The sequence below is a fragment of the Rhizobium sp. TH2 genome (assembly GCF_024707525.1).
Lineage (GTDB): Bacteria > Pseudomonadota > Alphaproteobacteria > Rhizobiales > Rhizobiaceae > Rhizobium_E.
In genome coordinates this window covers 3,849,642-3,863,764 of the sequence record NZ_CP062231.1, presented here as the reverse complement: position 1 = coordinate 3,863,764, position 14,123 = coordinate 3,849,642, and the positions used below count along the sequence as shown (strand labels likewise).

At 60.7% G+C, this 14,123-nt stretch carries 11 protein-coding genes and 1 pseudogene; 8 read left to right on the top strand and 4 right to left on the bottom strand.

Annotated elements, in window-relative coordinates; genetic code table 11:
• Positions 1-34: 34 nt before the first annotated feature.
• Positions 35-919, top strand: a complete 885-nt coding sequence (locus tag IHQ71_RS19135; protein ID WP_258158030.1) for a DMT family transporter — start codon at positions 35-37, stop codon at positions 917-919.
• Positions 916-1,383: a paraquat-inducible protein A gene (locus IHQ71_RS19130; protein ID WP_258158029.1), complete on the top strand. Its 468-nt coding sequence runs from the start codon at positions 916-918 to the stop codon at positions 1,381-1,383. The genes IHQ71_RS19135 and IHQ71_RS19130 overlap by 4 nt, the downstream gene beginning before the upstream one ends.
• Here IHQ71_RS19130 and galE read toward each other — a convergent pair whose 3' ends face one another.
• Entirely contained in the window at positions 1,384-2,376 is a 993-nt protein-coding gene (galE, locus tag IHQ71_RS19125; RefSeq protein WP_258158028.1) for a UDP-glucose 4-epimerase GalE, read from the bottom strand.
• A gap of 117 nt (positions 2,377-2,493) precedes the next feature.
• On the opposite strand from galE, the gene IHQ71_RS19120 reads away from it, so the two are divergent.
• From IHQ71_RS19120 to IHQ71_RS19100, 5 genes are all read left to right on the top strand, one after another.
• Complete coding sequence (locus IHQ71_RS19120) at positions 2,494-3,369, top strand: uracil-DNA glycosylase (protein ID WP_258158027.1); 876 nt, start codon at positions 2,494-2,496, stop codon at positions 3,367-3,369.
• Between the two features lie 334 nt (positions 3,370-3,703).
• Positions 3,704-3,886, top strand: coding sequence for a hypothetical protein (locus tag IHQ71_RS19115; protein WP_258158026.1), 183 nt, complete (start codon positions 3,704-3,706; stop codon positions 3,884-3,886).
• Positions 3,887-4,214: 328 nt separating this feature from the next.
• The gene (locus IHQ71_RS19110) at positions 4,215-5,393 is read left to right on the top strand and encodes a polysaccharide biosynthesis/export family protein (protein ID WP_258158025.1); all 1,179 of its coding nucleotides are present in this window, start codon (positions 4,215-4,217) and stop codon (positions 5,391-5,393) included.
• 47 nt (positions 5,394-5,440) lie between these two features.
• Positions 5,441-7,471 carry a capsular polysaccharide biosynthesis protein gene (locus tag IHQ71_RS19105; protein WP_258158024.1) on the top strand — a complete coding sequence of 677 codons (2,031 nt, stop codon included), beginning with the start codon at positions 5,441-5,443 and terminating at the stop codon, positions 7,469-7,471.
• A 286-nt stretch (positions 7,472-7,757) separates the two neighbouring features.
• On the top strand, positions 7,758-9,194 hold the full coding sequence (locus IHQ71_RS19100; RefSeq protein WP_258158023.1) for a hypothetical protein: 1,437 nt from the start codon (positions 7,758-7,760) through the stop codon (positions 9,192-9,194).
• Between the two features lie 19 nt (positions 9,195-9,213).
• On the opposite strand, the pseudogene IHQ71_RS19095 reads toward IHQ71_RS19100, so the two are convergent.
• A pseudogene (locus tag IHQ71_RS19095) lies at positions 9,214-9,411 on the bottom strand (transposase); the annotation flags it as partial.
• Positions 9,412-9,702: 291 nt separating this feature from the next.
• Between IHQ71_RS19095 and IHQ71_RS19090 the strand changes: the two are divergent.
• Positions 9,703-11,412 carry a calcium-binding protein gene (locus IHQ71_RS19090; protein ID WP_258158022.1) on the top strand — a complete coding sequence of 570 codons (1,710 nt, stop codon included), beginning with the start codon at positions 9,703-9,705 and terminating at the stop codon, positions 11,410-11,412.
• A 43-nt stretch (positions 11,413-11,455) separates the two neighbouring features.
• Here IHQ71_RS19090 and cysQ read toward each other — a convergent pair whose 3' ends face one another.
• Positions 11,456-12,235: a 3'(2'),5'-bisphosphate nucleotidase CysQ gene (gene cysQ / locus IHQ71_RS19085; RefSeq protein WP_258162881.1), complete on the bottom strand. Its 780-nt coding sequence runs from the start codon at positions 12,233-12,235 to the stop codon at positions 11,456-11,458.
• A 4-nt stretch (positions 12,236-12,239) separates the two neighbouring features.
• Positions 12,240-14,096 (bottom strand): sulfate adenylyltransferase subunit CysN, encoded by a 1,857-nt coding sequence (gene cysN / locus IHQ71_RS19080; protein WP_374990040.1) that lies wholly within the window; start codon positions 14,094-14,096, stop codon positions 12,240-12,242.
• Positions 14,097-14,123 lie beyond the last annotated feature (27 nt).

The window sequence follows — 14,123 nt, the reverse complement described above, 5'->3', positions numbered from 1 at the left end:
TCGATTTTTCCTCTTTAATGCTTGCAGTTCATTCATGTCGCCTACAGCAAAAGCATACCTTTTCCTCGTCATCACCGGACTCGGCTGGGCAGCCAATGCAGTCGTCGGAAAATTCGCTGTCGGCCATGTCGGGCCGATGACGCTCACCCTCGGCCGTTGGTCGATCGCGCTGGCAATCATCGTCATTATCTCCCTGCCGCAGATCAAGGCCGACTGGCCGGAGATCAGGAAGAACTGGCTGGTGTGCTTCGTTTTTGCGGGGCTGGGTTTCACCGGGTTCAACGCGCTGCTTTATTCCGCCCTGCGGCACACATCGGCAATCAACGTGGTGATCGAGCAGGCCGGTATTCCGGGCCTGATTTTCCTCGGCAACTACCTGCTATTCCGGATGAAGCTCGGGGCGGGGCAGATCGCGGGCTATCTGATCACGCTGCTTGGTGTTGCCGTGACGGCGTCGAATGGTTCACTGCAGACCATCCTCGATCTCGGCTTCAATATGGGCGACCTCATGATGCTGCTGGCGGGCGTTGTCTATGCGTCCTACACGATCAGCCTGCGCTACAAGCCCAACATCCATTGGAAAAGCCTGTTCGCCGCCTCGGCGTTCGGAGCGATGGTCGCGGCGATTCCGCTTTTCGCCTGGGAGGTTTCCTCGGCTGATTTCATCACGCCTGATTGGATCGGCTGGAGCGCCATCCTGTTCACGGCACTCGCGCCGTCGCTGGTATCGCAGATCCTCTATGTCAGGGGCGTCGAACTGATCGGGCCGAATCGCGCCGGCCTTTTCATCAACACGATTCCGGTTTTTGGAACGCTGCTGTCGGTGATATTCCTGCGCGAAGCCTTTCTGGGCTATCATTTCCTTGCGATGGCGCTGGTTCTCGTCGGGATCGCAGTCGCGGAGAGGGGAAGGCTATGAGGATCGTGCTGCCGGTTCTTTTCGTACTGGCGCCCTTCCTTTTTGCCTTCGGCATCACGCTGCCGCTGATGACATTCGAGAAGCTGTTCTTCTTCGAGGAGAACCCCTCGCTGACCGGGATCATCTGGTCGCTCTACGACAATGGCGACTATGCGCTGGCGCTTGTCGTGGCGCTGTTCTCGATCGCCTTTCCCTTCGCCAAGATGGTGGCGATCACAGCGGAAGCACTGGCGGCCCCGGGCGAGGCGAGCGGGTGGTTCGCGAAGTTCGTGCCCTTCCTGACAAAGTGGTCGATGATGGATGTGATGCTGGTGGCGATCGTGATTGCCGCCGCCAAGACCTCCGGCCTTGCCAATGCCTTCACCGAGGCCGGCCTCTGGTGCTATGCCGGATCGGCGCTGATGACGACGGTGATCCAGTGGCTGGTGGCCAGGCGTGCGCGTGCTTCCGTCCACCGGGCATGATCAGCGGTCGTTGCGCTTGCCGAGATGGTCTTCCCACGCCAGAGCCGTCTTGATGATGAATTCGAGATTGTCGTATTGCGGCTGCCAATTCAGCTCACGCTTGGCGACCGAGGGATTGGCGACAATCATCACGGCGTCGCCCGGCCGGCGACTGGCAAGGCGCACGTCAAAGGCCTTGCCGTGGACCTTTTTGACCGTTTCCAGCACTTCGAGCACTGAAAATCCGGTGCCGTAGCCGCAATTGGCGACCAGCGAGCCGCCGCCGGCGCGCATGCGTTCCAGCGCCTTGAGATGGGCGTTGGCGAGATCGCTGACATGGATATAGTCGCGGATGCAGGTGCCATCGGGCGTCGGGTAGTCGGTGCCGAAGACATCGATGTGGCCGCGCTTGCCGAGGGCCGCTTCGCCCGCGACCTTGATCAGATGCGTGGCGCCGACGGTGGACTGGCCGGTGCGGGAGCGCGGATCGGCGCCGGCGACGTTGAAGTAACGTAGCGCGGTGTAGGTGAAATCATGGGCAAGCGCGGTGTCGCGCAGCATGATCTCGGTCATCAGCTTGGACGAGCCATAGGGCGATTCGGGATTGAGCGGTTCGGTCTCGGTGACCGGCTCTGTGCCCTGGGGCGTGCCGTAGACGGCGGCGGTCGAAGAGAAGACGAAATGCGGAACCTTGTATTTCACGGCCGCGGCGATCAGCGCACGGGATTTGACCGTGTTGTTCTCGTAATACATCAGCGGATTGGCGACCGATTCCGGCACGATGATCGAGCCAGCGAAATGGATGATCGCGTCGATATTGTTTTCGGTGAAGACCTTTTCGTGCAGCGTCTCGTCGGCGATGTCGCCTTCGTAGAAGCGCGCCTCGGGGGCAATGGCCCAGCGGAAACCGGTCGAAAGCCGGTCGATGACAACGACATCCTGCCCAGCATCCAGCAGCGCCCAGACCATGTGGCTGCCGATATAGCCCGCGCCGCCCGTCACCAATACCGCCATTGAAAACTCCTTAGGATCTGCCGAAAACGTGAAAGGCTCTAGCGTGGAAACGTCATTTAGTAAATGTCGGCGAAACGGACGTTTCCATTCCAGCCGAGAGCCGCTATCGTGATCCGCATGGACCAAATCCCCGCCGATCAGCTTCTGCCGGACGAACTCGCCGCCCTCATGCATTTCTATGCCGAGGCGGGCGTGGGCTGGCTTGGCGAGGACGAGCCGATCGACCGGTTTGCCGAGTTCGTGGCTCTCAACAGTGCGAAGAATCAGGCCCGTACCGCTCCCGCCGCGCTGGAACAGCCACAGCGGGCCTCCGCGGAACGGCCGAGCCGCGGGCCGGAGCGGGCCGAGGCGCGGCCTGCCGCGCCACCCGCCGTGGCAATTCCAGATGCGGAAGCGGTCGAAGCGGCGGTGAGGCTGGCTGCGGCTGCGCCATCGCTGGAAGCGTTGATCGAAGCCGTCAATGGTTTCGGCGGCTGCAATCTTCGCAACAGCGCGCGCAATACGGTGTTTGCGGGGGGAGACCTCTCGGCACGCATTGCCGTGATCGGTGGCGTTCCGAGTGCCGACGACGACCGTGAGGGCGCGCCGTTCTCCGGCCCCGCTGGCGTCATGCTGTCGCGCATGCTGGCCGGCATCGGGCTCGATTCGGCCAGCGTGCTGTCCTTCAATCTCATTCCGTGGCGAACGCCCGGCGATCGTGCGCCGACCGTGCGGGAGGTCGAGATCTGCCTGCCGTTCGGGATTCGGCTGCTCGAACTCCTGCGGCCGCAGGCGGTGCTCGTGCTTGGCAATCTTCCGGTGCGGGTGCTTTCCAAGGCGGCGAAGGGCAGCATCCATTCCCTCAGGGGCAAGTGGTTCGACATCGCGGGCGTACCGGGCATGGCGACATTCCACCCACAGGAGATGATCACTGCGCCGACCTGCAAAGGGCTGGCATGGCGGGATATTTTGCGGTTCAGCGCCGAGATGGAAGCACCGCAGCTGCAAAGTTAGTGCCTTGGCCTGTGGCATTTTAACCACGGTGACGCATTGGCAAACATATACCGCCGGACAGGGCGGGCGCGGAAAACCACAAAAACGCCGTCATTCCTACCAAAAATTCATAACTATGACGGAAATGTGTCAGAGGATTCGTGCCATATAGTGCTGATTTTTAACGATAAAAAATAATATCTCCATTTTCCTGAAATCTCCATACCGACCACAAATGGGTCAACATCCATGCGCAGGATGCATGGCAGTTCAGCCTTTGCTGCGTTGCAAAAATCTGCGGTGCATCGCAATATATGACTCGGCTTGGGAGGACTTTTATTTAAGGACCAACGCCATGCGTGAAATTCACCGCCCCGTGCATTCGGGCTACGAAACCCTGAGGCTCCGCCGCGACAGACCCGGCCGCGAAGCCCATTTCAACCGTAAGGCCTTCCCGGCCAACGAACAGCTTACCGCGCTGGGATACGAAAGCCGGCACCGTCCGGACGGCCTGTTTGTACAAGGCTATTCAAGATAAGCGACGGTCTGTAAGAATTTGTAAGGTGCTGCAATGCGATTTTTTTGCAGCACCTGCGCCATTTCCCGCTATAAGAAGCGTCGCGGGAATGGATAATTGCCGCGAGCGCCTTCCTTTGGCTTAACGAATGTGCAAGAGAAATGTTGCAAATTCGGACATGGGTGGGAAACCGCTCGCACAGGCAAGCGGTCTGGATGGGTTTCCCCGACAGGGGAGCCGTTCGGGCTGTTATTGCCTGCCGGAAATGGGGTTGATGCTCTAGGGCATCGCCGGAGGGAATATTGGTGACATGCGTCAAACGGCAGTGATCGGGAAACGGGCGGCGGGATTGAAGAATAGAGCAACCTTGGCTCTCGCGGCTGCCTCGCTGGCGCTGCTGGCGGGATGCGTGCCCAACAACGGCCCGCTGTCCTCGAAGGTCGTCAGTTCAGGTGCCGACAAGACGACGACGATCGAGCAGACCAATGTGGTGTTTGACGTGATCAATGTCGATCAGCGTGTCGCCAATTCGGTCACCACGCTCGGACAGCCGTCGCTGGTGGGCACGTTCGGTTTCGGCAGCGCGCCCGGCACGCCCGTGATCGGTGTCGGCGATGAACTCAGCGTCCTGATTTTCGAGGCAGGCCCGGATGGGCTCTTCTCCACCGTCGAACGCAAATCCACCGCGATTCCGGTCGTTGTCCAGCCGAACGGCCATGGCCAGATCCCCTATGCGGGTTCGATCATGTTTGCCGGCAAGACGCTCGAAGGCGCCCGCCAGGAGATTGCCCAGGCGCTCAAGGCCAAGGCCGTCGAGCCGGATGTCGTCGTCAACATCACCAAGAATTATTCGCGCATGGTGTCGGTGCAAGGCGCCGTGAACCGGCCTGAAATGGTCGTGCTGGGCCTGTCGCCGCAGCCCCTGACCAGCGTGATTGCTGCAGCCGGCGGCCCGACCAAGGCATCATACGATACCTATGTCACGCTGACGCGCGGCAGGAAGTCTTCCACCGTCCTGCTCCAGAGCGTGATCGATCGTCCGAAGGAAGACATCATGATCCGCCCGGACGACAAGATCTTCCTGACCTACGATCCGCAGACGTTCACGGCGCTCGGCAACGTTCTCAAGAACGGCAAGATTCCCTTCGAGACGAGCACGCTGACGCTGGTCGAGGCGGCCGCTCTTTCCGGCGGCGCGCGTGCCGACCTGGCCGACCCGAAGGGCTATTTCGTCTTCCGTTATGAATATGAAATCGTCTATCGTCAGGTCGTCGGGGACAACCGCTTCCGCGATCTGATACAGCAGGGCATGGTCCCTGACAGGGAAGGCCGCTATCCGATCGTCTACAAGATCGACATGACCGACCCGCAGGCCTTTCTCGTGACGCAGAACTTCCCGGTCCGCAACAAGGACGTGCTGTATCTCTCGCGGCATCCGGCGACCGATTTCATCAAGTTCGTCCAGATTATCCGCGGGCCGCTCGCCGTCGCCAGGGATGTGCAGTTGATCAACAACGCTACTGATTAGCATGTTTCCTTGAAGCAGCTTTCTGGTCCGAACCAGGGTCGTTCACGATGAGTGCTTCGCGATCTGGCAACAAGCCGGTCTATGCGGTGACATCGCCTGGGCTCTGGGCGCAGCGGTTCGACCTTGCCACCGTTCTCGACGCCACGATCCGGTTCTTTCCGGCAGTGCTGCCCTTTGCGGTTGATGGATTCGTCGGCTGGGGCGGTCGTGCGTCCGGCATAAGGGCGCGGCGGCTCGCGCGGCGCTTCGGCAAGCCGGCGGTCATCCTGGAAGATGGCTTCCTGAAGAGCTACGCGCCGGGAAAGCTCGAGCCGGCACATTCCTATATCATCGACAGGAATGGCATCTATTTCGATGCCACGAGCGCGAGCGATCTCGCGGCCTTCATCGACAGGCCGATGACATCCGAGGCCGCGACGCGGGCGCAAGCGGCGATGGATTTCATCCGGCGGAACCGGATTTCCAAATATAACAATTCTCCATTGAAGGGCCTGTCCGAGAGCGGGCTTCCCTCGGGCAGACCCTATGTGCTGCTTGTCGATCAGGTGGCGGGCGATGCATCGATCGCGGGGGCGCTTGCCGACGAATCGAGTTTTGCTGCCATGGTCCAGCACGCGAGGGCGCAATATCCGGATGCCATACTGGCGGCGCGCACGCATCCGGCCGCGGGCGACCGCAGTCCGATTCTGAATGCCGCGCGCGCGCTCGGTATCGAAGTCACGATACCCGGACGGATGAATCCCTGGCCGCTGGTCGAGGGTGCCGAGGCGGTCTACACCGTGTCGAGCCAGCTTGGCTTCGAAGCGCTGATGGCCCGGAAGACCGTGCATATGTTCGGCGTCACCTACTATTCCCATCGGGGGCTGACCGAGGATCACTGCAAGGCACCGGCGCCGCGCAATCCGGCGACATTGGAGCAGATTTTCCACGCGGCCTATATCGATTATTCGCACTATCTCGACCTTCACGACCGCCGTCCGGTCGAGATCGAGCATGCCTTGGAGCAGATCCTGACCGTGCGCGAGCAGCGCGGGCAGATCGCCAAGCGTGTCTATACCGGCGGATTGTCGCCCTGGAAGAAGCGGGCGCTCGATCCGTTCGTCGTCGGGCCGGAGGGCAGGGCGGTTCACTGCCGTAGGCTTCGCGAGGCCATCGCACTCGCCAGAAAAAACAAGGGGCAGGTGGCGCTCTGGGGTTCGAGCAAGCCGTTTCCCAGAGATGTCGCGGCACTCAGGTTCGAGGACGGCTTCATCCGGTCGCGGGGGCTGGGCGCCAATCTTGCGCTTCCCTCGTCACTCGCCATGGACGGGGATCACGTCTATTATGATGCGCGCGGGGAAAGCCGGCTGGAGCATATCATCGCCAGCCATCCGTTCCCGCGGGAGCTCACTGACCGGGCGGCGCGGCTGGTGGCGTCGATCGTGGAAAAGGGCGTTTCCAAATATAATGTCGGCACCGATGTGCGTTTCCCCGATGTCGCCGAGGGCCGGCTGAAGATACTGGTGCCGGGCCAGGTCGAGAAGGATGCGTCGATCAAGTTCGGCTCGCCGAATGTGAAAACCAATCGCGGGCTGGTAGCTGATGTGCGCAGGCTCTATCCCGATGCTTACCTGGCCTACAAGGAACATCCGGATGTCACATCAGGGCTGCGCTCGGGCGGGGACATCCCCGACGCGGCTGATATCATCGTACGCGAAGGCGATATCAAGCACTGGATCGCCTGGTGCGACAGGCTGGAAACCATGACCTCGCTTGCCGGTTTCGAGGCGTTGATCCGCAACAAGCCGGTCGGCGTGCACGGCATTCCCTTCTATGCCGGCTGGGACCTCACCGACGACCGGATGCCGGTGCCGCGCCGGTCGCGGGCGATCACGATGGAGATGCTGGCGGCGGCGGCGCTGATTCTCTATCCCTTCTATGTCCACCCCCTGAGTGCCATGCCCTGTACGCCGGAGGAACTGGTCGACGAGATTGCGCTGAAGCGAAAGGTGAAGGCCTCGCTGCCCGCCCGGCTGATGTTGTGGATCTCGCAATCAATTAATCGTTCAGCCGTCAAAATACGTGATGGTCGCGGCTGACCCACACTTGCGGCAGCAATTGCCCTTCATTAACACTCGCAGTGAGGCGCCGGGCGCGGATTAACCATGTTTGCCAATAGATTAGCAGAACTTGGAATGGTCGCATTTTATTCAACTTGATGTAACAAGGTGCCAATACCATGGGCGTCGGGAAAGCGCCTTTGTGATATTGCTGCATCAGTGTTAGAGAGCGTGCGGCTGCGCTGGTTGAAAAGTGAGCGCTGATATGTGTAATGAGCACTCCTTGGTGGTTTGCCGACCCCATGACGAATGAAACAGCTGAAACATGAACGCACCCATAGATTCAAACGGCCGCAACGGCGAAAAAGCCCGCAAGAAGGCGAAGTCCGGCAACGGGAATTCGGCCGGGTTGATCAGCTTTCCGTTCATGCGCCGGGTGCGTCACCGTTTTCCGAACAAGGATTGCCCGCGCGTCGTGCTGCTGCAGGGTCCGGTCGGCAGCTTCTTCCGCCGCGCGCAGGAGCATATGAACGCCAATGGCTTCGATGCCTGGCGCATCAGCTTCAATGCCGGTGACCGTCTCTTTTCGCGTGGCCAGAAAACGCTCGATTTCTCGGGCAATGTCGATACCTGGCGTACATGGTTCAACGAAATCCTGCGTGAGAACGGCTTTGATGCCGTGGTTCTGTTCGGCTCCGAACGCATCGTACATCGCGTGGCCATCGAATGTGCCGAGCAGATGGATATTCCCGTCATCTGCCTCGAAGAGGGCTATATCCGCCCCGGCTTTGTGACGATGGAAATCGGCGGTAACAACTGGCGTTCGCCGATCGCGGGCCAATTGCCGCCACCCGAATTCAGCTCGCCGCGCCGCGACGGGCCGAAGCCGGTGACGACGTCGGGCTCTTTCAGCGCCATGGCCTGGGCAGCACTGCAGTACTTCACCGTACGCGCCGTGATCTCCACGCCGGGCGAGCGCAAGCTGTTCCACAAGCAGAAGCGGACGCTGCTTTCCGAGGGCTTCTACTGGGTCAAGAACTACTATCGCAAGTTCTCCCATGTCGGCCGCAACTATCACATTTCCGAACGCCTGCTCGAACATCACGACAAGCGTTTCTACATCGTGCCGCTGCAGGTGCATGACGATACCCAGCTCGGCCGCGCCGCGAACGCCTGGAACAACCAGAAGCTCATTCTCAAGACCATCGTCTCCTTCGCGCGCAACGCGCCGTCCGATCATCAGCTGGTGTTCAAGATCCATCCGATGGAACGGGGGCATACTCGCGACTGGCACTTCATCCGTCAGGTCAGTGCGCTGAACGACGTCAAGGACCGCGTGCATGTGCTCGATGGCGGCTCTCTCAGCCTGCTGACGCGCCATTCCGCCGGCATGATCACCATCAATTCGACCTCGGGCCTTTCGGCGATCCATCATGGCGTGCCGCTCGCGGTTCTCGGCCAGGCGCTCTACCGGCATCCGGATCTCGCCTTCTGTGTCGAGCGCGGCATCGACATGGACCGCTTCTGGTCGGAAGCCTTTGTGGCACCCGAGAAGGTCCGGCACCGCTATCTGAGCTGGATCCACCACCAATGCCTTGCCGGCGGGGACTTCTACGCCAAGGACGGCATGGAGGCCGCGGTCGCGACGCTCAAGGTCAAGATCGAGCAGGTGCTTGCCGACAAGGCGACCATGTTGAGCGAAACATCGGCGGAAATCGTCGGCGGCGTGTTCGATCAGGAAAAGCCCGACGCGGCGGAGTGAGATCCAGAGCATCGGGCGATTAATCTGCAGCGCATGGGGCTTGCCCGAAGTAGTTCCAACACTCCTGTTGCGTGAAGAGTTCGCAGACTTTTCCGACGGCTTTCCAGAGATCATCGTAGGTTCGTGCCCTCTGCTTTCGCGAGAGCGCCTTGAGTTTGGAGAAGGCCATTTCGATGGGATTGAGGTCCGGCGAATATCGCGGCAGGAACAGGATCCACCATTCGACAGCGCCGCTTGAACCACAACGCCAAAGCTGCTTAAATCAACCCGTGAACAGAGCAGGGCTGGAAACTCGAATCTTCCAAAGACCCAAAAGTCTCAAATCATTCGATGACGGGCAGTGCCTTCACATTCTCTATGTTAGCGTAAGCTAATCGATGGCAGGCAGACGTTGCTTCTCCGCACACGGTTGTGGTGATGGCGACCCTGTGAAGCGGATGCCTAGTCTCTGGACTATCGCATAGTGCGCATAGCACCGATGAGACCAGGAAGCCACGTGGAGGTCATCATGACGACGACACCAACCGTATGGCAGGCCGAATTCACCGTAAATGCCAGCAGTATCACGGGGGCACAGTTTTCCCCCGTCACGGTCGGCCTTGTCGATAACCGATTCCTCACAATCTGGGTCGACAACACAAACAACGTCGACGACGATGCGGGGACCGATATCATCGGCCAGATTTACGATGCCCAAGGCAATGTCGTGGGGGGCGCCTTTCAGCTCAATTTCGCCAATTTCCTGGATAGCGAGAACGACCCTGCGATCGCCGCGCTACCCGATGGCGGCTTCGTCGTCGTCCATGAGGACAACGGTACGGGGACCGGTGGCGATGCCGACATCCGCTTTGAGCGCTATGACGCGAGCGGAACACGGATAACTGGTGGGACGATCGCCTCGGGAAGCATCGGCGGCGTGGTCACTTCCAATCCGTCGATCACAGTATTCGCCAACGGCGATTTCCTGGTGAGCTATCAAGAGCTTTCGGCTGGCAACACCAACGTGATTGCCAAGATCGTCAACGGCGCAACGAATGTCGTTGGTGCCGCGCTGATAGCTGCACAGAACAGCGCCGACGTCGACGCGAACCCAGACACCATCGTCCTGTCAAGCGGCAATTTCCTCACCGCCTACGAGGAAACTGATAGCGTTGTCGGAATTGAGGCCTTTATCACCACGACCACCGGAGCGCTTGTCAGCAACGTCCAGGTGGCCAATGCAGGCACCGACCCCCATGCTGCGGCGCTCGTAGACGGCGGGTTCGTCGTCGTCTGGCAGGATGCTGCGAACAATGGAGACATACGCGCCGAGATTCGCAGCGACGCCGGCGGAGTGGTGACACCGGCTTTCCTCGTGCAGGGGAGCGCGAACTCCGAAAACGAGCCCGAGGTCGTCGCACTCAAGGATGGCGGCTTCTTCGTCGCCTGGGACGATGACACTTCAGGCGAGTTGCGCGGCCAGCGCTTCGGCGCGACCGGCACCGTCATCGGAACAACTTTTACGATCGCCACTGGCGGCGCCATCACGGATCCGGAACTCGGCCTTGCGGACGACGGCCGCATTCTGGTGACGTTCAACAACACGGCGGGCGAGATCTCGCAGGTGATCCTGGACCCGCGCGACAATGTCATAGACGGCGATGACGGCAGCGAGACGATCACCTCGCGCATCGATGGTGCGACGGTAGACGGTAACGGCGGAGACGACACACTGATTGGACAAGGCGGGGATGACCGTCTGATCGGCGGGTTGGGCGCCGATCATCTGTCGGGCGGAGCCGGCAACGACCGATTGATTGGAGGTCCGGACAATGACGTCCTATTTGGACAAGACGGCAAAGACTTCCTGTTCGGCGCGCGCGGCGCCGACCAACTCAATGGCGGTCGCGGCAGGGACATCATGGCAGGCAAGGAAAACAACGACACCTTCATCTTCGACGCCCGGGCGGATTCATCGGTTGGCAATCCCGACATCATCACCGACTTCGATGATTCCGGTGGCAACGACAAGATCGACCTTTCAGCCGTCTTTGGCGGTGTACTGGTTTATCGCCACAACGGTGCTTTCACGGGAACCGGACAGGTGCGCATCAACGACATCGCCGGGCCGGACGTGCTGGTGGAAGTCAACACGCGAGGCAGCCGCGCCGCCGATTTTGCAATCCGCTTGGAGGATACTACACTCGCCAGCATGTCGGCGGGGGATTTTATCCTGTAGGCGCGGCACGCTGTGGCGGATGCGAGCGACTGCTCCGGCGACGTCAGCCCCGTTTGCCCCAGGCAATGAAATGCCCATTGGCGAAGTCGCTGTCGGTGGCCTGCTTGGTCTTGCCGTAGCGGAAGGGCTTGCCGTCGAGATCGACGGTCATGCCACCGGCTGCGCGGAGGACGGCGTCACCGGCTGCTGTGTCCCATTCCATCGTGCGGCCAAAGCGCGGATAGACGTCCGCGTCACCTTCGGCCACGAGGCAGAATTTCAGCGAGGAACCGACTGACTTGGTGGACTTGATGCCCTTCTCGCTGAGGAAGGCTTCGGTCTCGGGCGAATTGTGTGAGCGGCTGGCGACGGCGGTCAGATCCGACGAGGGCATGCGGCAGCCGATCCTGGTGCGCGACGTGACCGCGAAATTCTCGTCGACCAGCAGTTTCTCGACATTGTCCTTTTCGCCGGCCCAGGCGACGCCCTTGGCGGGTGCATAGACGATGCCGGCGACCGGCGTACCGTTCTCGATCAAGGCGATGTTGACCGTGAAGTCGTCGCGCTTGTTGATGAATTCCTTGGTGCCATCGAGCGGATCGACGAGGAAGAAACGTCCGCCTTCGACACTCGGGATGCGGCCGGCGGCGACGGATTCCTCGGCAATAACCGGGATATCAGGAAACGCCTTGGCGAGGCCTGCGAGGATGATCGCCTCGGCGCGCTCGTCGGCTTCAGTCACCGGCGAGGCATCCTGCTTCAGCGTCACGTTCGGACCGGCGTGATAGACTTCGAGAATAGCCTTGCCGGCGGAAATCGCCACGTCTTCGAGAATCTTGAGCATCATCTCACCGCTTCTTGAGGTAGGTTTCGATCATGATCGCCAGTGCCTCAGGATCATGGCCGAGCGTGTGCAGATGCACTTCGGCGTTCTCGGGCGCTTCGTAGCCGGAACTGATACCGGTGAAGTTCTCGATCTCGCCCGCCTGCGCCTTCTTATAGAGGCCCTTGGGGTCGCGCTTGATGCACTCTTCGAGCGGGGTGTCGACAAACACTTCGACGAAATCGCCATCCGGAAACAGGTCGCGCGCCATCTGGCGTTCCGAACGGAACGGCGAGATGAAGGAGACGATGACGATCAGGCCGGCATCGGTCATCAGCTTGGCGACTTCGGAGACGCGGCGGATATTTTCCACGCGGTCGTCATCGGTGAAGCCGAGGTCGCGGTTCAGGCCGTGGCGGACATTGTCGCCATCAAGCATGAAGGTGTGCTTGCCCTGCGCATGCAGCAGCTTTTCCAGCGTGTTGGCGATGGTCGATTTGCCCGAGCCGGAATAGCCGGTGAACCACAGCACGGTCGGCTGCTGGCTCTTGAGCTCGGCGCGGGCGGTCTTGTTGACCTCCATCGCCTGCCAATGGACGTTGGATGCGCGGCGGAGCGGGTGGTCGATCATGCCGGCGCCGACGGTAGCGTTGGTGAAGCGGTCGATCAGCACGAAATTGCCGGCGACGCGATTCGCCTTGTACGAGTCGAAGGCGATCGGGGCCTGGGTCGAGATGTTGCACTCGCCGACCTCGTTCATGTTGAGGTGCTTGGCTGCTTCATGCGCGAAGGTGTTGATGTTGACCTGGTGCTTCAGCGTCGAGATCGTGGCGCTGACGCTGTCGGTCTCGGTGCGCAGGATGTAGCTGCGGCCGGGAATCATCGGCTGGGCGTCGAACCAGATCACATGCGCCTGGAACTGGTCGGCCACATGCGGGCGATTCTCCGGATCGACCAGCATGTCGCCGCGCGAGATGTCGATCTGGTCCTCGAGAACGATGGTGACGGCCTGGCCTTCGGTGGCGCTTTTCAGGTTGCCATCCTGGGTGACGATGTCCTTGACCCTCGATTGCTGGCCGGACTTCGCCACGGTGACCTTGTCGCCGGCCTTGATCGAGCCCGAAGCGATCTGACCCGCGAAGCCGCGGAAATCGAGGTTGGGGCGGACCACGTACTGCACCGGGAAGCGGAAGGCGCGGCCGGCATAATCGTTCTCGATCGGTATGGTTTCGAGATGGCCGAGCAGGGTCGGGCCGCTGTACCAGGGCATCTTCGGCGAGGCCATCGTGACGTTGTCGCCGAAGCGGGCCGACATCGGGATCGGCTGGATGGTGGAGAAGCCGAGGTCCTTGGCGAACTCCATATAGTCGGCGACGATCTTGTCGAAGACCTCCTGGGAGTGATCCATCAGGTCGATCTTGTTGACCGCCAGCACGATGTGGCGGATGCCGAGGAGCGAAGCGATATAGGAGTGACGGCGTGTCTGGCGCAGGATGCCCTGGCGCGAATCGACCAGCACGACCGCGAGATCGGCCGTGGAGGCGCCGGTCGCCATGTTGCGGGTATACTGCTCGTGGCCGGGCGTGTCGGCGACGATGAACTTGCGCTTCGACGTGGCGAAGAAGCGATAGGCGACATCGATGGTGATGCCCTGTTCGCGCTCGGCCTCGAGGCCGTCGACGAGGAGGGCGAAATCAATGTTCTCGCCATCGGTGCCGTGCTTGACGCTGTCGCGCTCGAGCGTGGCGAGCTGGTCCTCGAAGATCAGCTTGGTATCATAGAGCAGGCGGCCGATCAGCGTCGACTTGCCGTCGTCCACCGAACCGCAGGTGAGGAAGCGCAGCAGGGACTTCTTTTCCTGCTCGCGGAGATATTCGATCATGTCGCCGGAAACATCGGCCGGTACTGC

Coding starts and splice junctions, on each gene's coding strand:
- IHQ71_RS19135 (WP_258158030.1), top strand. CDS start 35: ATGTCGCCTACAGCAAAAGCATACCTTTTCCTCGTCATCACCGGACTC.
- IHQ71_RS19130 (WP_258158029.1), top strand. CDS start 916: ATGAGGATCGTGCTGCCGGTTCTTTTCGTACTGGCGCCCTTCCTTTTT.
- galE (WP_258158028.1), bottom strand. CDS start 2,376: ATGGCGGTATTGGTGACGGGCGGCGCGGGCTATATCGGCAGCCACATG.
- IHQ71_RS19120 (WP_258158027.1), top strand. CDS start 2,494: ATGGACCAAATCCCCGCCGATCAGCTTCTGCCGGACGAACTCGCCGCC.
- IHQ71_RS19115 (WP_258158026.1), top strand. CDS start 3,704: ATGCGTGAAATTCACCGCCCCGTGCATTCGGGCTACGAAACCCTGAGG.
- IHQ71_RS19105 (WP_258158024.1), top strand. CDS start 5,441: ATGAGTGCTTCGCGATCTGGCAACAAGCCGGTCTATGCGGTGACATCG.
- IHQ71_RS19100 (WP_258158023.1), top strand. CDS start 7,758: ATGAACGCACCCATAGATTCAAACGGCCGCAACGGCGAAAAAGCCCGC.
- IHQ71_RS19090 (WP_258158022.1), top strand. CDS start 9,703: ATGACGACGACACCAACCGTATGGCAGGCCGAATTCACCGTAAATGCC.
- cysQ (WP_258162881.1), bottom strand. CDS start 12,235: ATGCTCAAGATTCTCGAAGACGTGGCGATTTCCGCCGGCAAGGCTATT.
- cysN (WP_374990040.1), bottom strand. CDS start 14,096: ATGATCGAATATCTCCGCGAGCAGGAAAAGAAGTCCCTGCTGCGCTTC.